Here is a 19,372-nt window from a genome sequence, read left to right as displayed (position 1 = left end):
CTTAGCCAAAAAAATGGCACACATTATAACCCAAAGTACGGCACATAGAGAAGATTGGTTGCATCAACTCGCCGATGTTATTACCGATCCCGATGAATTACTGCAGCTTTTGTCACTGAATACGCACCCGGAACTGCCGCAGGGGCGCGATGCCCGTCGGCTGTTTGCCCTGCGCGTGCCGCGCGCCTTCGCTGCGCGCATGCGCCCCGGCGATGCCAACGACCCGCTGCTGCGCCAGGTGCTGACCGCCAGAGAGGAGTTCATCAACGCCCCAGGGTTCACCACCGATCCGCTGGATGAACAGCGCAGCGTGGTGCCGGGCCTGCTGCACAAATACCGCAATCGCGCGCTGCTGCTGGTCAAAGGCGGCTGTGCGGTCAACTGCCGTTACTGCTTCCGCCGCCATTTCCCCTATCAGGATAATCAGGGCAACAAGAACAACTGGCGGCAGGCGCTGGATTATATCCGCCAACACCCGGAACTGGACGAGATCATTTTTTCCGGCGGCGATCCGCTGATGGCCAAAGACAGTGAGCTGGAGTGGCTGGTCGGCGAGCTGGAGGCCATCCCGCACCTGAAACGCCTGCGCATTCACACCCGTCTGCCGGTGGTGATCCCGGCGCGCATTACGCCGGCGCTGTGCCGCCTGCTGTCGGCCTCGCGTCTGCAGGTGCTGATGGTCACGCACATCAACCACGCCAACGAAATTGACCGTGAGCTGCAGAGCGCCATGGCCCAGCTGCGCCTCGCCGGCGTCACGCTGCTCAACCAGAGCGTGCTGCTGCGCGACGTCAACGACGATGCCGATACGCTGGCGGCGCTCAGCAACGCGCTGTTCGACGCCGGCATCCTGCCCTATTACATCCACGTGCTGGACAAGGTGCAGGGCGCGGCGCATTTCATGGTCAGCGACGATGAAGCGCGCGTCATCATGCAGGCGCTGCTGAGCAAGGTGTCCGGTTATCTGGTGCCGCGCCTGACGCGTGAAGTGGGCGGCGAACCGAGCAAAACACCGATCGACCTGCGCCTGATGCAGGGGTGATGCGCGCCACATGGCCTGATGGAACGAAAAGAGGAATGCCGTGGCATTCCTCTTTTTTTATCTCTTCGCGGCGTTTGGCCTCAGCGCCTTACGGGCACTTGTAAACCTGGCCGACCATTTTGCTGTCCAGCGGCGCGAAGCTGGAGAGCAGGTTCTGGCTTGGGCTGTTGGCGCCGTAAATGACGTTGCCGCCCATCGCCGCTGCCTTGTTGCGCAGATCGTTGGCCGCACCGCGCATGGAGCTGCCTTCACCGCCGTTGCCGGACAGCCAGTTGCTCTGGGTGCCGGTCACTTCCCCCAGCAGCTGGCATTCCGCCGCCGGCTTGCTGTCGGTGAACTTGATCTGCTGACCCGCAGCGGTCAGTTCATGAGTGGTGCTGCAACCCGCCAGCAGCATCGCTGCCGAAAGACCCAGTAAGGCTTTAATCCGCATCTTGTTCCCCATTCGATGTTGAGAATTACGCAAAAGCTTATCAGAAAGCGATGCCATCTCTTAAGCATCCGTTGCCACGCGAGCGGGCCAACGTCTTGAGCGACAGCTGATGACTTACCAGTTTACCAGCTAAATCGCCCCGGGCGGCAAAAATATCATCAAATACAGTGCGGCGGCGTTATGCCCAACCGGCGGCCGCCGTCGGTACCTCCACTTCGCCCTGGCGCGGTTCCTCCTCCGCCAGTTGGAAAGTCGCCACCGCCTGCGCCAGCAGGGCCGCCTGTTCCTCCACGCCGACGGCGGTGGTCGCCACCTCCTCCACCAGCGCGGCGTTCTGCTGAGTCACCTGATCCATCTGGGTTACCGCAATCCCGACCTGCTCAACGCCCTTGCTTTGCTCTTGCGACGCATAGGAGATGTTATCCATCAGCGACGTCACCTGGTTCACCGAGCCGACGATGGCATTCATCGTCTCGCCCGCCTGCTCCACCAGCCGCACGCCGGCGGCGATATCGCCGGTCACGCCGTCGACCAGGCTGCTGATCTCCTTGGCCGAAGTCGCGCAGCGCTGCGCCAGATTGCGCACTTCGCCTGCCACCACCGCAAAACCCCGCCCCTGTTCACCGGCGCGCGCGGCCTCGACGGCGGCGTTCAGCGCCAGGATATTGGTCTGGAAGGCGATGCCGTCGATCACGCCGGTGATATCCCCCACCTGACGCGCACTGTCGTTGATCGCCCGCATCTTGTCGACTGCGCTGGCCATCAGCGTTTCGCCGTTGCGGGCAATGCCGGCAGTCTGATTGACCATGCCGGCGGCCTGATTGGCGTTATCGGCGTTTTGCCGCACCGTGGCGGTAATCTGTTCCATGCTGGCGGCGGTTTCCGTCAGCGCGCTGGCCTGTTCTTCGGTGCGGCTGGAGAGATCGGCGTTGCCGACGGCGATCTCGTGCGTACCCTGGTTGATCGACTCCACGCCATCACGCACCTGCTGCACGGTGGCGCTCAGCTCCAGCTGCATCGTTCGCAGGCTGGCGAACAGCATGCCGATCTCATTGTTGTTGCGTACCGCGATCTCGCTGCGCAGATCGCCGCGCCCAACCTTTTGCAAGTGTGCGGCGATCTGGCGCAGCGGCAGGATCAAGCGCCGGCGGAAATCACGCTGCACGGCGACCAGCAACAGCAGGATCGCCGCCAGAGTGCCGCTCAGCAGACGGGCGAAGACTTTTTGGGTCTGCTCCGCCTCTTCCACTGCCAGACGGTGGGCGGCCACCGTGGCCCGCATGTAGTCGGCAAACTGACTATCCAGCCGCTGGCGCACCTGGCGCTTCTCTGCCGCCATAGCGTGCAGCCGCTCGATCAGCGCCGCCTGCGGCGTATCGGCCAACAACGTCAGCTCTTGCTTCAGCACCGCCTGCTGCGCCAGGTAGACCTTTTTCATCGCCTCGCCCAGATCCGGGTGCGATACCGTCAAACCCGGCGTCTCCCAAAACAGGTTGAACGCGACGTCGGCGCTGCGCAGCTCACCGCGCGCCTCATCGATACCCTGTTGAATATCGGCTCTGCTGGTCTGCGCCATACGCTCGAACGCCATGTTGTCGATCAGCGTCTGCGTTTGCAGCAGAGCACGCCAACTGCGGTTCAGCGCGGCTTCCTCGTCGGAAAAAGTGCTCATCCTGCCGATGCTGTTGCCGTTTTGCTGCATGAAATAGAAGGCGATGGCGCCGGTTCCCATGGGCATCAAGCCCAACAGCAACAGCATCAACATCAGCCAGGTGGCTATTTTCATATTTTTCAGCATAAGTCGTCTCCGTTGACAGTCACACCGGCGAGGGAAAATTCCCCGCCTGGTAGGGGCTATATCGGTACGAAACGACAACGGTTTAGGGCAAAAACAAAATAATGCAATAATTCATTCAATAAACTAATAACAAGCTAAACAAACATTCTTTTTATTGATTTTTAAGCTAAAAAAAACCCCGGTCATTTGACCGGGGTTCTCAGCACACAAGCGTGTGGGGGATGATTACATCATGCCGCCCATGCCGCCCATGCCACCCATGCCGCCTGCTGCGCCCAGATCCGGTGCGTCAGCCTTCGGCAGGTCGGTGACCATGCATTCGGTGGTGATCATCAGGCCAGCCACGGAAGCCGCGTACTGCAGAGCAGAACGGGTCACTTTGGTTGGATCCAGAATACCCATCGCGATCATGTCGCCGTATTCTTCAGAGTAAGCGTTGTAGCCGTAGCTGCCTTCGCCCGCTTTCACCTGGTTGGCGATAACGGAAGCTTCTTCACCGGCGTTGATCACGATCTGACGCAGAGGGGCTTCCATTGCGCGCAGCGCAACTTTGATACCCACGTTCTGGTCTTCGTTGTCGCCTTTCAGCGCGGCGATTTTGCCTGCAACGCGGATCAGCGCTACGCCGCCGCCGGCAACCACGCCTTCTTCCACTGCAGCGCGGGTCGCGTGCAGGGCGTCTTCAACGCGGGCTTTCTTCTCTTTCATTTCAACTTCAGTGGCTGCGCCAACCTTGATAACGGCAACGCCGCCGGCCAGTTTCGCTACGCGCTCCTGCAGTTTTTCACGATCGTAGTCAGAGGTCGCTTCTTCGATCTGCTGACGAATTTGAGCAACGCGGCCCTGGATGGTCGCTTCGTCGCCCACGCCATCGATGATGATGGTGGTGTCTTTGTTGATCACAACGCGTTTCGCCTGACCCAGGTCTTCCAGGGTGGCTTTTTCCAGCTCCAGACCGATCTCTTCAGAGATAACGGTACCGGCAGTCAGGGTCGCGATGTCCTGCAGCATGGCTTTACGACGGTCGCCGAAGCCAGGCGCCTTAACGGCAGCCACTTTCACGATACCGCGCATGGTGTTGACCACCAGGGTCGCCAGCGCTTCACCTTCTACGTCTTCAGCGATGATCAGCAGCGGTTTGCCTGCTTTGGCAACGGCTTCCAGCACCGGCAGCATTTCGCGGATGTTGGAGATCTTCTTGTCAGCCAGCAGGATGAACGGGCTTTCCAGCTCAACAGAACCGGTTTCCGGCTTGTTGATGAAGTATGGGGACAGGTAACCGCGGTCGAACTGCATACCTTCAACCACGTCCAACTCGTCTTGCAGGCCGGTGCCTTCTTCAACGGTGATGACGCCTTCTTTGCCCACTTTCTCCATCGCTTCCGCGATCAGTTTACCCACGGTTTCGTCGGAGTTGGCGGAGATGGTGCCGACCTGAGCGATAGCTTTGGAGTCGGAGCAAGGTACGGACAGTTTTTTCAGTTCTTCAACCGCAGCGACAACCGCTTTGTCGATGCCGCGCTTCAGATCCATCGGGTTCATGCCTGCAGCAACCGCTTTCAGGCCTTCGGTGATGATGGATTGAGCCAGTACGGTTGCAGTGGTGGTGCCGTCGCCCGCCGCGTCGTTCGCTTTGGAGGCCACTTCTTTCACCATCTGTGCGCCCATGTTCTCGAACTTGTCTTCCAGTTCGATTTCACGCGCAACGGAAACGCCATCTTTGGTGATGGTCGGTGCGCCGAAAGATTTATCCAGCACTACGTTGCGGCCTTTCGGGCCCAGGGTCACTTTTACTGCATCAGCGAGAACATTCACGCCGCGGAGCATTTTCACGCGAGCGTCATTGCCGAATTTTACGTCTTTAGCTGCCATTGGTATTTCCCTTCAACTCGTTCAGTTCAGAAGATAAAGCGCAATTACGCTTCAACAATTGCCAGAATGTCGCTTTCGGACATGATCAACACTTCTTCATTGTCGATCTTCTCTGCTTTCACGCCGTAGCCGTCGTTGAAAATCACGATATCGCCAACTTTCACATCCAGCGGTTGGATGTTGCCGTTTTCCAGCACACGCCCTTTACCCACTGCAACCACTTCACCGCGAGTGGATTTACCCGCAGCAGAGCCAGTCAGGACGATGCCGCCAGCAGATTTTGATTCAACTTCTTTGCGCTTGACGATAACGCGGTCATGCAATGGACGAATACTCATTGAACGCTCTCCTGTAAGAAGGTCTCTATCAGATTTAGGGTTGTACACCGGATGGTTGTTATTACCGGCCTCGTGGCATTTGAGATGGGGGCGTTCCAGCCCCCTTCAAGGGGGCGAACAAAAAAAATTTCGCATTTTTGGTCCGACGAGTGCCGCAGAGATGAAAAACGCGGCCTGAGCCGCGTTTGCTTAACGATCGTGAGGTTTGCGATCCTCGTCCGGGCGGTGTTCCAGCACCGGGCGTTCATCGTCCTTGCGCTGGAATTCGCCGTCGAAGGTATTGCCGTTGGCGGCGTCGCCGCCCGTCCAACCGCCGGGGCGATACACCGACAGGTGCGGCATCAGCTTCAGCGTCAGCGATTTTTGCACCGGCGGCAGCAGCAGCAACAGGCCGAGGAAATCGGTGAAGAAGCCAGGTATCAGCAGCAGGAAGCCCGCCAGCACCAGCGAAACGCTTTTCACCATTTCCGCCGCCGGGCTTTCACCGGCCGCCAGTTTTTGCTGCATCTGCACGAAGGTTTTCATGCCCTGATTGCGCACCAGCGAAATGCCGACGCAGGAGCTGAACACCACCAGCAGCAGGGTGACAGCCACGCCGAGCACGGCGGCGACTTTGATAAAGATGGATATTTCTATGTAAGCCAACAGAAATATCAGCAGTAGCGGTAACCAGCGCACCTGGTTCTCCTATCGGTAGGTAAGGCACGGCCGCCACGGGGCGACGGAGCGAAAAAAGAGGCCGTAAACGGCCGACACCATTACAATGAGGGCATCCCCCCACCATTTCAACCGAGAGCCGGTTTTTATTGCTAAAGTTCACAAACGTGAAAGAAGTCACAGAACCGAAAAAGGGCATATCCTTAAACACCATAAGGTGATCTGGATTCAGTCATTTCTTACCAACCAGCATATGATCTGGGCAGCTACGGGCGATTTGGTTAATCGTTTCACGCCCCAAGCCTTCGGCAATATTAATTTAGGCTGTGCCCTTACTAGCCTTGACCTGACAAATTATTAATTCGGCAGCAACACATAGAGAAGGTTCTCATGTCAAACAACATTCGTATCGAAGAAGACCTGTTAGGAACACGTGAAGTCCCCGCAGACGCTTACTACGGAGTTCACACTCTGCGTGCGATTGAAAACTTCTACATCAGCAACAGCAAAATCAGCGATGTCCCCGAATTCGTTCGCGGCATGGTGATGGTGAAAAAGGCCGCGGCGATGGCCAACAAAGAACTCAAAACCATCCCGCGCAAAATCGCCGACGTGATCATCCAGGCCTGCGACGAGGTGCTGGATAAAGGCAAGTGCATGGATCAGTTCCCGGTGGACGTATTCCAGGGCGGCGCGGGCACCTCGCTGAACATGAACACCAACGAAGTGCTGGCGAACATCGGCCTGGAGCTGATGGGCCATCAAAAAGGCGAATACCAGTACCTGAACCCGAACGATCACCTCAATAAATGCCAGTCCACCAATGACGCCTATCCGACCGGGTTCCGCATCGCGGTGTACGCCTCCAACCAGAAACTGATCGACGCCATCAACCAGCTGCGCGAAGGCTTCGATCGCAAGGCGAAAGAGTTCGAAACCATCCTGAAAATGGGCCGCACCCAGCTGCAGGACGCGGTGCCGATGACCCTCGGCCAGGAATTCCACGCCTTCAGCGTGCTGCTGAACGAAGAGACCCGCAACCTGCACCGCACCGCGGAGCTGCTGTTGGAAGTGAACCTCGGCGCCACCGCCATCGGCACCGCGCTCAACACCCCGGAAGGCTACCAACCGCTGGCGGTGCAAAAACTGGCGGAAGTCAGCGGCCTGCCGGTGGTGCCGGCGGAAGACCTGATCGAAGCCACCTCCGACTGCGGCGCCTACGTGATGGTGCACAGCGCGCTCAAACGCCTGGCGGTAAAACTGTCCAAAATCTGTAACGACCTGCGCCTGCTCTCCTCCGGCCCGCGCGCCGGCCTGAACGAAATCAACCTGCCGGAACTGCAGGCGGGTTCGTCCATCATGCCGGCCAAAGTGAACCCGGTGGTGCCGGAAGTGGTCAATCAGGTGTGTTTCAAGGTGATTGGCAACGACACTTGCGTTACCATGGCGGCCGAAGCGGGCCAGCTGCAGTTGAACGTGATGGAGCCAGTGATCGGCCAGGCGATGTTCGAGTCGATCCACATCCTGACCAACGCCTGCTACAACCTGCTGGAAAAATGCATTAACGGCATCACCGCGAATAAAGAAGTCTGCGAACACTACGTCTTCAACTCGATCGGTATCGTCACCTATCTGAACCCGTTCATCGGCCACCACAACGGTGACATCGTCGGGAAGATCTGCGCCGAAACCGGCAAGAGCGTGCGCGAAGTGGTGCTGGAACGCGGCCTGCTGACAGAAGCCGAGCTGGATGACATCTTCTCCGTGGAGAACCTGATGCACCCGGCCTATAAAGCCAAACGCTATACGGATGAAAATGAACAATAACAGACCTACCCGGTAGCCCTGAAAGGCACGCTAAATCCTCTGGATAGCGTGCCTTTTTACTTTTAGGCGCCCACAAAATTTTAACGTTTGATTTTCAATTTCTCTCATTTTAAGGAGTAAACACTATGCTAGCCGTAGAATTGGTTATCGTTCTGCTGGCCATCTTTTTAGGGGCCAGATTGGGCGGTATCGGTATCGGGTTCGCGGGGGGACTGGGCGTATTGGCGCTGGCGCTGATCGGCGTTAAACCGGGCAACATTCCCTTCGACGTCATCTCCATCATCATGGCGGTGATTGCGGCGATCTCCGCCATGCAGGTCGCCGGGGGGATGGACTATCTGGTGCAGCAGACCGAAAAACTGCTGCGCAAGAACCCCAAGCACATCACCATTCTCGCCCCTATCGTCACCTACTTCCTGACCATCTTCGCCGGCACCGGCAATATCTCACTCTCGGCGCTGCCGGTGATCGCCGAGGTGGCGAAAGAACAGGGCATCAAGCCTTGCCGCCCGCTGTCGACCGCCGTGGTCTCCGCCCAGATCGCCATCACCGCCTCGCCAATCTCCGCCGCGGTGGTGTACATGTCTTCGGTGATGGAAGGCCACGGCGTCAGCTACCTGCACCTGCTGATGGTGGTGATCCCGTCCACCTTCTGCGCCGTGCTGTTGATGTCGCTGCTGGTGACCTGGCTGTTCGATTCCAAGCTGTCTAACGATCCGGTGTACCTGAAACGCCTGGAAGAAGGCCTGATCACCCTGCGCGGCAACAACGCGCTGGCGATCAAACCACGCGCCAAAACCTCGGTGCTGCTGTTCCTGCTCGGCGTGCTGTGCGTGGTCGCCTACGCCATCATCAACAGCCCGGGCCTGGGCCTGGTGACCAAGCCGCTGATGAACACCACCAACGCCATTCTGATCATCATGCTGAGCGTCGCCACGCTGACCACCCTGCTGTGCCGCGTCGACACCGACATGGTGCTGAACTCCAGCACCTTCAAGGCCGGCATGAGCGCCTGTATCTGTATCCTCGGCGTCGCCTGGCTGGGCGATACTTTCGTCCAGGCCAACATCGACTGGATCAAAGAGACGGCCGGCAGCGTCATTCAGGCGCACCCGTGGTTGCTGGCGGTGATCTTCTTCTTCTGCTCGGCGCTGCTGTACTCGCAGGCCGCCACCGCCAAGGCGCTGATGCCGATGGCGCTGGCGCTGAACGTGTCGCCGCTGACCGCCGTCGCCTCCTTCGCCGCCGTTTCCGGCCTGTTCATCCTGCCGACCTACCCAACATTGGTCGCCGCGGTGCAGATGGACGATACCGGCACCACGCGCATCGGCCGCTTCGTGTTCAACCATCCGTTCTTCATTCCCGGCACCATGGGCGTGATCTTCGCGGTGGTATTCGGCTTCCTGCTCGGCAGCGTCATGCTGTAACGCTTCGACCGGGGCTGCGGCCCCGGTTTTCCTTCTGGCGATAAACTCGCCTTCTAGCCAATCCGCCTTCAGGGTATAGTGCCCATTCGAACCGATGAGAGGGCTGAAGATGTCTGATTGCGAAGCTGTCGTCATACTCTGTACCGCACCCGATGAAGCCAGCGCCCAGGAACTGGCGGCGCGGGTCCTGGGCGATAAGCTGGCGGCCTGCGCCACGCTGCTGCCCGGTGCCACCTCGCTCTATTACTGGGAAGGGAAACTGGAACAGGAATACGAAGTGCAGATGCTGTTCAAAAGCGATCGCCGCCGTCAGCAGGCCCTGCTCGACACCCTGAAACAACATCACCCTTACCAGACGCCTGAGCTGCTGGTCTTGCCGGTGATGGCCGGAGATAAAGACTACCTGTTATGGATCAACGCTTCATTAAACTGATTTTGCTGCTGTGCAGCCTGTGCTTCCTGCCACAGGCGGCGCAGGCCTCGCTGTTCGCGCCGACGGGCGGCAGCCAGTTCGTGCCCGTCGATCGGGCCTTCGCCTTCGATTTCAAACAGCAAGGCAGCCAGGTGACGCTGAACTGGCAGATCCGCCCCGGCTATTACCTGTATCGTCAGCAGATCAAACTGGTGCCGCAGCAGGCGACGCTCGGCGCCTTAACCCTGCCCGAAGGGTTAAGCCACAAGGACGAGTTCTTCGGCGAAGTGGCGATTTTCAAACAACAGCTGAATCTGCAGGTGCCGCTGCAACAGGCGGCGGCCAACGCCAGCCTCAGCGTCACCTATCAGGGCTGCGCCGAGGCCGGTTTTTGCTACCCGCCGGAAACCCGGGTGATCCCGTTGGACGCGGTCAGCGCCGCCGCAGCCGCGCCGCTCCCGGCGGTTGCCTCTGAACCAGCCGAACAATCCGCAACACCGGCCAGCCTGCCGTTTTCGCCGCTGTGGGCATTGCTGATCGGCATCGGCATCGCCTTCACGCCGTGCGTGCTGCCGATGTACCCGCTGATCTCCGGCATCATCCTCGGCCGCGACCGGCCGCAAAGCAGCGGCCGCATTCTGGCACTGGCGGTGGTTTACGTGCAGGGCATGGCGCTCACCTACACCCTGCTGGGCTTGGTGGTGGCCGCCGCCGGATTGCAGTTCCAGGCGGCGCTGCAGCATCCTTACGTACTGATTGGCCTGTCGGCGCTGTTCATCGCGCTGGCGCTGTCGATGTTCGGCCTCTATTCCCTACAGCTGCCCTCGGCGCTGCAAACCCGGCTGGCGAACTGGAGCAACACCCAGCGCGGCGGCTCGCTGACCGGCGTGTTCCTGATGGGCGCGCTGGCCGGGCTGATTTGTTCCCCCTGCACCACCGCGCCGCTCAGCGCCATCCTGCTGTATATCGCCCAGAGCGGCAATCTGTGGGCCGGCGGCGGCACGCTGTACCTGTACGCGCTGGGGATGGGCATTCCGCTGGTGATCGTCACCCTGTTCGGTAACCGCCTGCTGCCGCGCAGCGGCCCATGGATGCAGTACGTGAAAGAGGCCTTCGGCTTCGTCATTCTGGCGCTGCCGGTGTTCCTGCTGGAGCGGGTGATCGGCGATCTGTGGGGCATGCGCCTGTGGAGCCTGCTCGGCCTGGCATTCTTCGGCTGGGCCTTCGCCCTGAGCCTGAGAAGCGCACGCGGCTGGGCGCGCGCCCTGCAACTGCTATTGCTGGCGGCGGCGGTGATCGCCGCACGGCCGCTGCAGGACTGGGCTTTCGGCGCCGACCAGGCGCAGCAAGCGGCTCAGCCGCACCTGGCCTTTACCCGCATCAACAACGTCGAACAGCTCGATCTCGCGCTGCAACAGGCGCGGGGCAAGCCGGTGATGCTGGATCTGTACGCCGACTGGTGCGTGGCCTGTAAAGAGTTCGAAAAATACACCTTCAGCGACGCCGCGGTGCAGGCAAGCCTGGCCAACGCGGTGCTGCTGCAGGCGGATGTGACCGCCAACGGTGCGGAACAGGCGGCGCTGCTGAAGCACCTGCAGGTGCTGGGGCTGCCAACCATCCTGTTCTTCGATCCGGCTGGCCGCGAGCTAACGGCCGAGCGTGTCACCGGTTTTATGAAGGCGGAAGCCTTCAACGCGCATTTGCAGAAAGTGATGTGATAACTGACACTGAAGATCGGAAGCGAATGGGAGGAAGCACAAGTGCAACGTGAACACGTCCTTGATACCGCGCTGGGCCTGTTGGAACAACAGGGCCTGGCGACCGCCACATTAGAGATGCTGGCGGAAAAACTCGACGTTCAGCCCGGCGATCTCAAACGGTTCTGGCCGGATCGCGAAGCGCTGCTGTACGACTGCCTGCGCTACCACGGCCAACAGATCGACACCTGGCGCCGCCAACTGCTGCTGGACGAAAACCTGAGCCCGCAGCAAAAACTGCTGGCGCGCTATGACGTGCTGGCGGAATACGTGCAGCAAGACCGCTACCCCGGCTGCCTGTTTATCGCCGCCTGCAGCTTCTTCCCGGAAACGGATCATCCGATCCACCAACTGGCGGAGCAACAGAAGCTGACCTCGCTGGAGCTGACCCGCGAACTGCTGCGCGACATGGACGCCGACGACGCCGACATGGTGGCGCAGCAAATGGAGCTGATTCAGGAAGGTTGCCTGAGCAAACTGCTGGTAAAACGCCAGCTCCAGGACGTATCGGTCGCCAAACGGCTGGCGGAAGACATCTTGCAGGTGGCGCAGTGCCGCCGCAACGGGGCGTTGAGCTGAATCGGCAGGGTTGGCAGCGCCACCAACCCGAGGCGATAGCCCCAACAGGCGCATTTTTTGCGCCCTTTGCCTGAAAAGCCAGCAACCGGAGGCATTTTCGCGTATTTCACGCATAAAGCCGTTGACGGCTTTCGGCCAATACGGTTTAATGCTGCCCGTTGCCCGGATAGCTCAGTCGGTAGAGCAGGGGATTGAAAATCCCCGTGTCCTTGGTTCGATTCCGAGTCCGGGCACCATCTTCAGAAGAACCCGCCTATGGCGGGTTTTTCGCTTTCTGGGATACGGACTCTCCATCGAACTGCGTTCGATTATTCGGCCAAGGGCCTCACCCTGCGGGCCAGCGCTGAAGCGCTGTTCAACGCGGCGCCAGCGCCGGTTGTCCGAGTCCGGGCACCATATTCAGAAGAACCCGCCTATGGCGGGTTTTTCGCTTTCTGGGGTACGGACTCTCCATCGAACTGCGTTCGATTATTCGGCCAAGGGCCTCACCCTGTGGGCCAGCGCTGAAGCGCTGTTCAACGCGGCGCCAGCGCCGGTTGTCCGAGTCCGGTCGCCCTATTTAGAGAACCCAGCCTATGGCTGGTTTTTTGCTTTTCAGGGACAGGACTCTCCATCGAACTGCGTTCGATTATTCGGTCTTCCGCTTCCTCGGTGGGATCAGCCCAATCAGCGCCAGCACACAGGATTTGGCGGCCAGCACCAGATTGAGATGCCCGGGGAAAGCGACGTTGATGAACCAAAAGGCCAGGAAGATCGCCAGAGAAACCGGCCAGGCGAGCACGAAGAACCGGGTATCGCATAACCGCTGGGCGCAAAACAGCAGCGTCAGCACGATCGCCAACACCCCGAAAGGAAGATACAGAATCAGCCTCAGATAAGAGGCGATGACATCGGCGAACGAAACGTTATTGATGACGGAAATCGTCAATTTCTGAAAGAATAATGCGTCGTTGTTATAGAGCTCTAAAAGATTTAACCACGCAAAGCTGAACCCTATCGTTAACGACATCCATACTGCGTATTCTTTGCGGGATAGGGGATTGGTGATCAAACTCAGTCTCTCGTTCAGCCAGCGGTTCCGAACAAAGGATATAGCATAAAAACGCTGAACCGGCGGTAAACGGCAGTTCAGCGTTGTTGTTCAACTCGTCTGAACAGCCCCTCTTTTTCTCACTCCTCCATCGTCTCCGTACGCGCGAAATGAATAAACTCAGGCGCCGCAATACGCAGATAATCCTGCGCATTGAGCACCACGGAGCGTTGCAGATCGCCGGCGTTAAACGCAATTTCATCGTAGCGCTCAAACAGCTCCGGATCGGCGACCAGTCTGAGCTGCGGGTGGAAGCTGAACGGCGGGATCGCCCCCGGCACGCAGGCCGTCAGGGTCGTGATTTCCGCCGGGCTGACCAACGACGCCTTTTTACCGCCCAACTCGGACGCCAACCGCTGCAGATCCGCCTGACGGTCTGCCGCCAGCACCGCCAAAATGTAATGCTTGGTTCCGTCGATGCGCGTTTGGCACACCAGTGCCTTGGCGCCCTGCCCCTGTTCGGTGCCGCGCAATGCCGCTACCGCTTCGCAGCGCCCCTCCGCCGGATGTTCTATCACCCGGAATGCGGCCTCTCCGGCGCTCAGCAGCGCCACGACCTGCTCAAATACCGTCTTGTCTGTCACCATGGTTCTCTCTCGTCATCCGCCTGTTTCTATTGACCTGTCAGCAACTCGCCGTAGCGGCGAATGTCGACGTTGCCACCGCTGATGATCACACCGACGCGTTTTCCCCGCAGCATCGATTTCTGCGCGCAGGCGGCGGCAAACCCCAGGCAGCCGGTTGGCTCCACCACCATTTTCATCCGTTCGGCGAAAAAGCGCATAGCGGTAATCAGCTCATCGTCGGTCACCGTCAGAATGTCGTCAACGTCGCGACGGATCATCGGGAAAGTATATTGGCCCAGGTGCTGCGTCTGCGCGCCATCGGCGAGGGTCTGCGGCGTCTCAATGTGAACGATGCGGCCGGTGCGGAAGGATTGCTGCCCGTCATTGCCCGCCAAAGGCTCTACGCCATAGACTCGGCAACCCGGCGACAGCCGACGCGCGGCGAGCGCAGAACCGGCCAGCAACCCGCCGCCGCCCAGACAAACGAACAGCGCGTCCAGTTCGCCGACCTCGTCGAACAGCTCTTTAGCCGCGCTGCCCTGCCCGGCGATCACCTGCGGATGATCGTAAGGCGGGATCAGCGTTAATCCCTGTTGCTGCGCCAGATCCCGGCCGATCTGCTCGCGATCCTCATGATAACGGTTGTACTCCACCACTGTGCCGCCATAGCCGCGCGTCGCAGCCACTTTGGCCGCCGGCGCGTCGTGCGGCATGACGATCGTGGCGGGAATGTCGAGCAGCCTGGCGGCCAGCGCGATCGCCTGCGCATGATTACCGGAAGAAAAGGCCACTACTCCGGCCTTGCGCTGCGCCGGAGAAAACTGCAGCAAGGCATTCATCGCACCGCGAAATTTAAAGGCGCCCATGCGCTGCAGGTTCTCGCATTTGAAAAATACGCTGGCGCCGAAATCGTCGTCAACCGTGCGTGAAGTCTGCACCGGCGTGCGGTGAGCATAATCCTTGATACGCGCGGCAGCGGCGGCCACGTCGTCATAAACGGGTAAAATCAAATCGGTCATAGCGTTACCTGTCAGTAAGGGTTAAAGGGCGGCCAACGCGACAGCTTCCACTTCCACGGCGGCGCCATAATGCAGTTGCGATACGCCGGCCACCGCGCGCGCAGGGCGAAACTCGCCGATCCATTCGGCATACAGCGCATTGAAGGTCGGCCACAAATCGATATCCGTCAGATAGACGCGGACTTGAACCAGCTGCGCGCGGCCGACGCCAGCCCCTGCCAGGCAGGCATCCAGATTGTCCAGCACCTGACGGACTTGCCGCGCGAAAGGTTCGTCGGCAAGACTCTCACCGGAAAAGGCGATCGGCAATTGGCCAGAGATATAGACCGTCCCATTGGCCGTGCAGCTGGGTGAATAATGACCGGCGGGAGGAAAGCCCCCGGAGGCGTTGTAAACCACATCATGCTTCATATTTAATCCTTGCACAGGTTCGAAAAGCCCTGCGGCAACCGCGCAGGGCGGCATTCAGACGGGTTTGCGCACGGCAGCTTCAGGCAGCCTCGCCTGAAAACCCACACGCTCTTTCTGCCAGTAAGAAATCGCCATGGTCGCCACGCCGTTGCCGGCCACGTTGGTCAACGTACGCATGGTATCCATCAAGCGATCCACACCGAGAATCAGCGCCAGCCCCTCCATCGGTATCTCTGGAAACATCAACAGCGAAGCGGACAGCGTGACGAAAGCGCCGCCCGTCACGCCGGCTACGCCTTTCGAGGTCAGCAGAAACACCATCAATAGACCGGCCTGTTGCGCCAGGCTCAGCTCCAAACCGGCGGCCTGAGCGATAAACAGCGCCGCTAACGTCATGTAGATTGAAGAGCCGTCCAGATTCAAGGAGTAACCGGTCGGCACGACAAAACCGACGGTGGCTTTACTGCAGCCGGCCAATTCAAGTTTTTTCATCAGGCCCGGCAAAGCGGCTTCCGATGAGGTGGTGGTAAAGGCGATGATCAGCTCTTCCCTGATGAGTTTTAAGAAACCGAACAGGCTAAACCGGGTCAACCAGGCCACCACGGAAAACACCACCACAATGAGGAACAGACACCCCAGATAGACCAATCCCACCAATTTCATCAACGGCATCAGCGCGCCGATGCCGTATTTGCCCAGCATGAACGCCGCCGCGCCAAATACGCCAACGGGCGCCAGTTTGAGGATGATATTGACCACTTTGAAGGTGGCGTCGGTAAGCAGATTCACCAAATCAACCACCGGTTTGCTTTTATCGCCCATCGCGTACAGCGCATAGCCAAACAGCAGAGCCACCAACAAGATTTGCAGCATAACGCCGCCGGCCAACGCATCAACCACCGTTTTCGGGATGATGCTCATCACGAAATCCACGCCTTGCAGGGGCTCCGCCGGTTTAAGCGCCGTGGCAGCATCAGCATGCAAGGCCAGCCCCTTGCCCGGCTCAAACAGATTGCCCATCACCAGGCCGATCAGCAGTGCCAACGTACTGACCGCTTCGAAATAACAGACCGAGATCATGCCCAGGCGACCAACGCCGGCACCGCGTTTAACCTGCGCAAAACCGGCCACCACGGTAAGAAACACAATCAGGCCGGCCACCATTTTGATCAGCTTGACGAAGGCCGCCGCCAGCGGATTGAGCTGAGCGCCAATTTGCGGCCACAACAGGCCCAGCGCGCCACCGGCCGCCAGCCCTACCACTAACTGAAAGGTCAGCGTGGAGTAAAAAGGTTTTCGTGCAGAACCGACGACTGAAGTTGCAGACATTATTGTTCTCCATGCCCTTGCGGGCCGTTGAAACTAGCGCTGAAAAACCCCGGTGTGTGCGATACGGCTTTTAACGCACGAACATTGTCATACTCAAAACAAATAATCTAAAATTAGAAAATAAGTCTAATAATGATGTTATATACCTGTGCGACAGTCAAATGCCAAGCGGGAAGTGCAGAATTGGGAGCAGGATCATTTTTAGTGTCGCCAGGCGCCAGATGAAAACCGCCGTGCGCCGCACTTGTGGTATGTTCTTCATCTGGCTCGAAATGAGCCAACGCCGCCAAGAGAGTGATCGGAGTGCCCTATGCCTGAAGTGCCGGAAAATTTACTGTTATCCCAGTTGAATGTGATTGCCGAGGGGCTGAGCGCCACCTTCGCGCCGTTTTGCGAAGTGGTGGTTCACGATCTGCAAAATCCAGAACACGCCATTTTGGCGATCCACAACAACCTGTCCGGACGAGAAGTCGGCCAAGCGGCGACGGAACTTGGCCTGGCTCGCATCGCTTCGGCGGAGTTTCCCAGCGTGATCGCCAACTACGGCAACCAGTTCGCCGATGGTCGCCCGGCGAAAAGCACCTCGATCGGCATCAAGAATGCGCAGGGCGACTACGTCGCCGCACTCTGTTTGAACGTTGATATGACGCTGTTCCGCGGCATGCAAAGCGCGCTGGCGCAGTTCACGCAAACGGCGGACGGCGCAGTGACGGAGCATCTGGAACCCAGCGGCGCGGAGGCCATCCGCAACCGTATCGATCGCTTCGCCGCACGCCACGCCACCACGCCGCGCGCGCTGAAAACGCCGGAGAGAAAGCGGTTGATTCAAGAACTGAGGGAGCAAGGTCTGCTCGAGGTGAAAAAGGCGATGGAAATCGTGGCACAGCACCTTGGCGTTTCCCGCGCTTCGGTGTATCTCTATGCGAAAGAAGAGTGAAAAGGCGGCGCCTTTCAGCCCCGCCTGGTTACTTTACGTTTTTTTCATAGAAAACCCGCCATACGGCGGGCTATTGCTATGTGATCATTTGAGGTTTATCAGCCTAAGCGAACGATTTGCCGATCCTGCCAGCGCCCAAACAGCAACAGGCCGCACATCGCCCCGAGCAGCGCGCAGAACATGTCGGACTGGGTGTCCCACGGGTCGCCCTGGGTGCCGAGAAACTCGTCGGCGCCCTGGCCCAGCGCCAGCGCCGCCCACCATTCGATCAGCTCATACAGGGCGCTGATCGCCAGCGCGATGCAGCACACCACGAAGCCCAGCATCTTGCGCCCCTGTACATAGCCGCCGCGCAGCAGGATCTCGCGCGCCGCCAGCGCCGGCACCAGCCCCTGGAAGAAATGCCCCAGTTTGTCGTACGGGTTGCGGCCAAGACCCAGCCACTGCTGCACCTCAAACCCCAGCGGCACGCGGGCGTAGCTGTACATGCCGCCGAAAATCAGAATCAGCGCGTGGAAGAAAATCAGCGTATAGAGCAGCGGCGTCAGCGGGTAACGGCGATGGGTCAGCCACAGCAGCGGCAAAACAATCAAGACCGGCGCCACCTCCATCAACCAGGTGGTGCGATCGTAAGGGCTGATGCCGCTGTGGATCAGCGCGGCCAGCAGCAGCAGAGTGATAACGGACAACAACCGCGGTGTGCGTGAGGCAGGCATAACCAACGTTCCTTCGGATAATAAGGCAATCCACACTTTATACCGCAGATCGCACGGCAAAAAAAAACAGGCGGAGCGTCGCCGCTTCGCCTGTTCGAGGAGGGTTATTCTGCGCGGGATTACTTCAGCGCGACGCGGATCACGTCGTCCGGCGCGGTCGCCTCTTTTTCGCGGCTGGAAGCCTGTTTGACGCTGACGTACAGCGTCTGGCCATCCGGCGACAGCGCCAGGCTGTTCGGATGGGTCGGCGTCTTAATGGTGTTCAGCACCTTGTAGCTCTTGGCGTCAATCACGCTCACTTCGCCCGCCTGGCGGTGGGTGACGTAAACTTCATTGCGCGCCGGGTTGAACAGCACCGCCAGCGATTCCGGCACCTCGATCTTGCTCAGGATGTTGCCGTTGCGGGTATCCACCACCAGCACCTGCGGCTGCTTGGAATCGGTGATGAAGGCGCGGTGAGTGGCGGTATCCAGGCTGATGTTCAGGAAGAAGTGCTCTTTAGACTCATCCAGCTTCTTGCGCGACAGCACCTTGTTGCTCTGGGTATCGATGGTCACCAGCTCGCCGTCGGCGTTGGTGACGAACAGGCGCTTGGCGGCGGCGTCCAGCGCCAGACCGGTGCCGTATTTGCCGGTGTCGGCCACGGTGGCGCGCAGGGTCAGATCCTTGCCGTCCACCACCCACACCACGCTGGAATCCCCCAGCCCGGTGATGTACAGCGTGTCGCTGTCGGCATCCGCCACCAGCTCGCGCGGCGCCAGCGGCTTGACGGTTTCGGAGCGCTGGCGCGCGTCCAGCACCAGGCGGCCTTTCACGTCACCGGTTTTGGCGTCGATGGCGGTTACCGAGTTATTGACGGTGTTGCCGAAGAACAGCGTACCGCTCTTGGCGTTGATGGCGGCGCCAAACGGCTTGATGTCGTTATGAATAATCTGGGTCACGTCCAGCGTGGTTGGATCCAGGCGGTAGACGATGCCGCCCTTATCCAGCTTGCGGCTCTGCGAGGTCGCCAGGTAGAGCGCGTTTTCGCTCGGGCTGTAGGCCATTTCATAAGCGCCTTTGCCGACCGGTTTGCGCAGCACGTCCGGCGCGGTCTGCGCCTGCAAGGTGTTGGAGAACAGCAGCGTAGACAGCAGCATCAGCGGGAATGCTGCACGTTTTC

Annotated in this window: 19 protein-coding genes and 1 tRNA gene; 8 read left to right on the top strand and 12 right to left on the bottom strand. The window is 59.3% G+C overall.

Annotated elements, in window-relative coordinates; all coding sequences use genetic code 11:
• The first annotated feature begins 13 nt into the window (after positions 1-13).
• On the top strand, positions 14-1,042 hold the full coding sequence (epmB, locus tag IMX17_RS14435) for an EF-P beta-lysylation protein EpmB (protein ID WP_182265151.1): 1,029 nt from the start codon (positions 14-16) through the stop codon (positions 1,040-1,042).
• A gap of 88 nt (positions 1,043-1,130) precedes the next feature.
• Here the strand turns inward: epmB and IMX17_RS14430 are convergent, their stop codons facing one another.
• The 5 genes from IMX17_RS14430 to IMX17_RS14410 form a co-directional block, all read right to left on the bottom strand.
• Positions 1,131-1,475: a DUF4156 domain-containing protein gene (locus IMX17_RS14430; RefSeq protein WP_025305007.1), complete on the bottom strand. Its 345-nt coding sequence runs from the start codon at positions 1,473-1,475 to the stop codon at positions 1,131-1,133.
• Between the two features lie 178 nt (positions 1,476-1,653).
• Complete coding sequence (locus IMX17_RS14425; RefSeq protein ID WP_193549890.1) at positions 1,654-3,273, bottom strand: methyl-accepting chemotaxis protein; 1,620 nt, start codon at positions 3,271-3,273, stop codon at positions 1,654-1,656.
• A 225-nt stretch (positions 3,274-3,498) separates the two neighbouring features.
• Positions 3,499-5,145, bottom strand: coding sequence for a chaperonin GroEL (groL, locus tag IMX17_RS14420; protein ID WP_046897953.1), 1,647 nt, complete (start codon positions 5,143-5,145; stop codon positions 3,499-3,501).
• 44 nt (positions 5,146-5,189) lie between these two features.
• Entirely contained in the window at positions 5,190-5,483 is a 294-nt protein-coding gene (locus IMX17_RS14415) for a co-chaperone GroES (RefSeq protein ID WP_004929661.1), read from the bottom strand.
• Positions 5,484-5,672: 189 nt separating this feature from the next.
• Positions 5,673-6,161 carry an FxsA family protein gene (locus tag IMX17_RS14410; protein ID WP_004929660.1) on the bottom strand — a complete coding sequence of 163 codons (489 nt, stop codon included), beginning with the start codon at positions 6,159-6,161 and terminating at the stop codon, positions 5,673-5,675.
• Between the two features lie 369 nt (positions 6,162-6,530).
• On the opposite strand from IMX17_RS14410, the gene aspA reads away from it, so the two are divergent.
• The 6 genes from aspA (at position 6,531) to IMX17_RS14380 (ending at position 12,378) form a co-directional block, all read left to right on the top strand.
• Positions 6,531-7,967 (top strand): aspartate ammonia-lyase, encoded by a 1,437-nt coding sequence (gene aspA / locus IMX17_RS14405; protein ID WP_004929659.1) that lies wholly within the window; start codon positions 6,531-6,533, stop codon positions 7,965-7,967.
• Between the two features lie 125 nt (positions 7,968-8,092).
• Complete coding sequence (locus IMX17_RS14400) at positions 8,093-9,394, top strand: anaerobic C4-dicarboxylate transporter (protein ID WP_193549889.1); 1,302 nt, start codon at positions 8,093-8,095, stop codon at positions 9,392-9,394.
• Between the two features lie 109 nt (positions 9,395-9,503).
• A complete protein-coding gene (gene cutA, locus IMX17_RS14395) occupies positions 9,504-9,827 on the top strand; it encodes a divalent cation tolerance protein CutA (RefSeq protein ID WP_004929657.1) in 324 nt (107 codons plus the stop codon).
• A complete protein-coding gene (locus IMX17_RS14390) occupies positions 9,803-11,524 on the top strand; it encodes a protein-disulfide reductase DsbD (RefSeq protein ID WP_046897951.1) in 1,722 nt (573 codons plus the stop codon). Before cutA ends, IMX17_RS14390 begins: the two co-directional genes overlap by 25 nt.
• A gap of 42 nt (positions 11,525-11,566) precedes the next feature.
• Entirely contained in the window at positions 11,567-12,142 is a 576-nt protein-coding gene (locus IMX17_RS14385) for a transcriptional regulator (RefSeq protein ID WP_015376374.1), read from the top strand.
• A 160-nt stretch (positions 12,143-12,302) separates the two neighbouring features.
• Positions 12,303-12,378: transfer RNA gene (locus tag IMX17_RS14380), tRNA-Phe, on the top strand.
• Between the two features lie 392 nt (positions 12,379-12,770).
• On the opposite strand, the gene IMX17_RS14375 is transcribed toward IMX17_RS14380, so the two are convergent.
• From IMX17_RS14375 to IMX17_RS14355, 5 genes are all read right to left on the bottom strand, one after another.
• A complete protein-coding gene (locus tag IMX17_RS14375) occupies positions 12,771-13,193 on the bottom strand; it encodes a hypothetical protein (RefSeq protein ID WP_227414590.1) in 423 nt (140 codons plus the stop codon).
• Between the two features lie 119 nt (positions 13,194-13,312).
• Positions 13,313-13,819: a YbaK/prolyl-tRNA synthetase associated domain-containing protein gene (locus tag IMX17_RS14370; RefSeq protein WP_182265147.1), complete on the bottom strand. Its 507-nt coding sequence runs from the start codon at positions 13,817-13,819 to the stop codon at positions 13,313-13,315.
• 26 nt (positions 13,820-13,845) lie between these two features.
• A complete protein-coding gene (locus IMX17_RS14365; RefSeq protein WP_193549888.1) occupies positions 13,846-14,817 on the bottom strand; it encodes a threo-3-hydroxy-L-aspartate ammonia-lyase in 972 nt (323 codons plus the stop codon).
• Positions 14,818-14,838: 21 nt separating this feature from the next.
• Positions 14,839-15,228 carry a RidA family protein gene (locus tag IMX17_RS14360; RefSeq protein ID WP_193549887.1) on the bottom strand — a complete coding sequence of 130 codons (390 nt, stop codon included), beginning with the start codon at positions 15,226-15,228 and terminating at the stop codon, positions 14,839-14,841.
• A 54-nt stretch (positions 15,229-15,282) separates the two neighbouring features.
• Entirely contained in the window at positions 15,283-16,557 is a 1,275-nt protein-coding gene (locus tag IMX17_RS14355; RefSeq protein WP_046897894.1) for a cation:dicarboxylate symporter family transporter, read from the bottom strand.
• Between the two features lie 310 nt (positions 16,558-16,867).
• Here IMX17_RS14355 and IMX17_RS14350 point away from each other — a divergent pair, with 310 nt between their 5' ends.
• The gene (locus IMX17_RS14350) at positions 16,868-17,494 is read left to right on the top strand and encodes a transcriptional regulator (RefSeq protein WP_193549886.1); all 627 of its coding nucleotides are present in this window, start codon (positions 16,868-16,870) and stop codon (positions 17,492-17,494) included.
• Between the two features lie 98 nt (positions 17,495-17,592).
• Here IMX17_RS14350 and IMX17_RS14345 read toward each other — a convergent pair whose 3' ends face one another.
• Positions 17,593-18,210 (bottom strand): DUF2238 domain-containing protein, encoded by a 618-nt coding sequence (locus IMX17_RS14345; RefSeq protein ID WP_182265144.1) that lies wholly within the window; start codon positions 18,208-18,210, stop codon positions 17,593-17,595.
• 119 nt (positions 18,211-18,329) lie between these two features.
• Positions 18,330-19,349 carry a PQQ-binding-like beta-propeller repeat protein gene (locus IMX17_RS14340; RefSeq protein WP_370571443.1) on the bottom strand — a complete coding sequence of 340 codons (1,020 nt, stop codon included), beginning with the start codon at positions 19,347-19,349 and terminating at the stop codon, positions 18,330-18,332.
• Positions 19,350-19,372 lie beyond the last annotated feature (23 nt).

This window comes from Serratia sp. X3 (genome assembly GCF_014982455.1).
In the GTDB taxonomy this organism is placed as follows: domain Bacteria; phylum Pseudomonadota; class Gammaproteobacteria; order Enterobacterales; family Enterobacteriaceae; genus Serratia; species Serratia ureilytica.
This window is presented reverse-complemented; position numbering and strand designations above follow the sequence as displayed.

Bases quoted from the DNA above. Each gene is read 5' to 3' on its own strand.
- groL (WP_046897953.1), bottom strand. From the start codon at position 5,145: ATGGCAGCTAAAGACGTAAAATTCGGCAATGACGCTCGCGTGAAAATG.
- epmB (WP_182265151.1), top strand. From the start codon at position 14: ATGGCACACATTATAACCCAAAGTACGGCACATAGAGAAGATTGGTTG.
- IMX17_RS14365 (WP_193549888.1), bottom strand. From the start codon at position 14,817: ATGACCGATTTGATTTTACCCGTTTATGACGACGTGGCCGCCGCTGCC.
- IMX17_RS14350 (WP_193549886.1), top strand. From the start codon at position 16,868: ATGCCTGAAGTGCCGGAAAATTTACTGTTATCCCAGTTGAATGTGATT.
- IMX17_RS14340 (WP_370571443.1), bottom strand. From the start codon at position 19,349: ATGCTGCTGTCTACGCTGCTGTTCTCCAACACCTTGCAGGCGCAGACC.
- IMX17_RS14400 (WP_193549889.1), top strand. From the start codon at position 8,093: ATGCTAGCCGTAGAATTGGTTATCGTTCTGCTGGCCATCTTTTTAGGG.
- IMX17_RS14345 (WP_182265144.1), bottom strand. From the start codon at position 18,210: ATGCCTGCCTCACGCACACCGCGGTTGTTGTCCGTTATCACTCTGCTG.
- IMX17_RS14355 (WP_046897894.1), bottom strand. From the start codon at position 16,557: ATGTCTGCAACTTCAGTCGTCGGTTCTGCACGAAAACCTTTTTACTCC.
- cutA (WP_004929657.1), top strand. From the start codon at position 9,504: ATGTCTGATTGCGAAGCTGTCGTCATACTCTGTACCGCACCCGATGAA.
- IMX17_RS14415 (WP_004929661.1), bottom strand. From the start codon at position 5,483: ATGAGTATTCGTCCATTGCATGACCGCGTTATCGTCAAGCGCAAAGAA.
- IMX17_RS14430 (WP_025305007.1), bottom strand. From the start codon at position 1,475: ATGCGGATTAAAGCCTTACTGGGTCTTTCGGCAGCGATGCTGCTGGCG.
- IMX17_RS14370 (WP_182265147.1), bottom strand. From the start codon at position 13,819: ATGGTGACAGACAAGACGGTATTTGAGCAGGTCGTGGCGCTGCTGAGC.
- IMX17_RS14390 (WP_046897951.1), top strand. From the start codon at position 9,803: ATGGATCAACGCTTCATTAAACTGATTTTGCTGCTGTGCAGCCTGTGC.
- IMX17_RS14425 (WP_193549890.1), bottom strand. From the start codon at position 3,273: ATGCTGAAAAATATGAAAATAGCCACCTGGCTGATGTTGATGCTGTTG.
- IMX17_RS14360 (WP_193549887.1), bottom strand. From the start codon at position 15,228: ATGAAGCATGATGTGGTTTACAACGCCTCCGGGGGCTTTCCTCCCGCC.
- aspA (WP_004929659.1), top strand. From the start codon at position 6,531: ATGTCAAACAACATTCGTATCGAAGAAGACCTGTTAGGAACACGTGAA.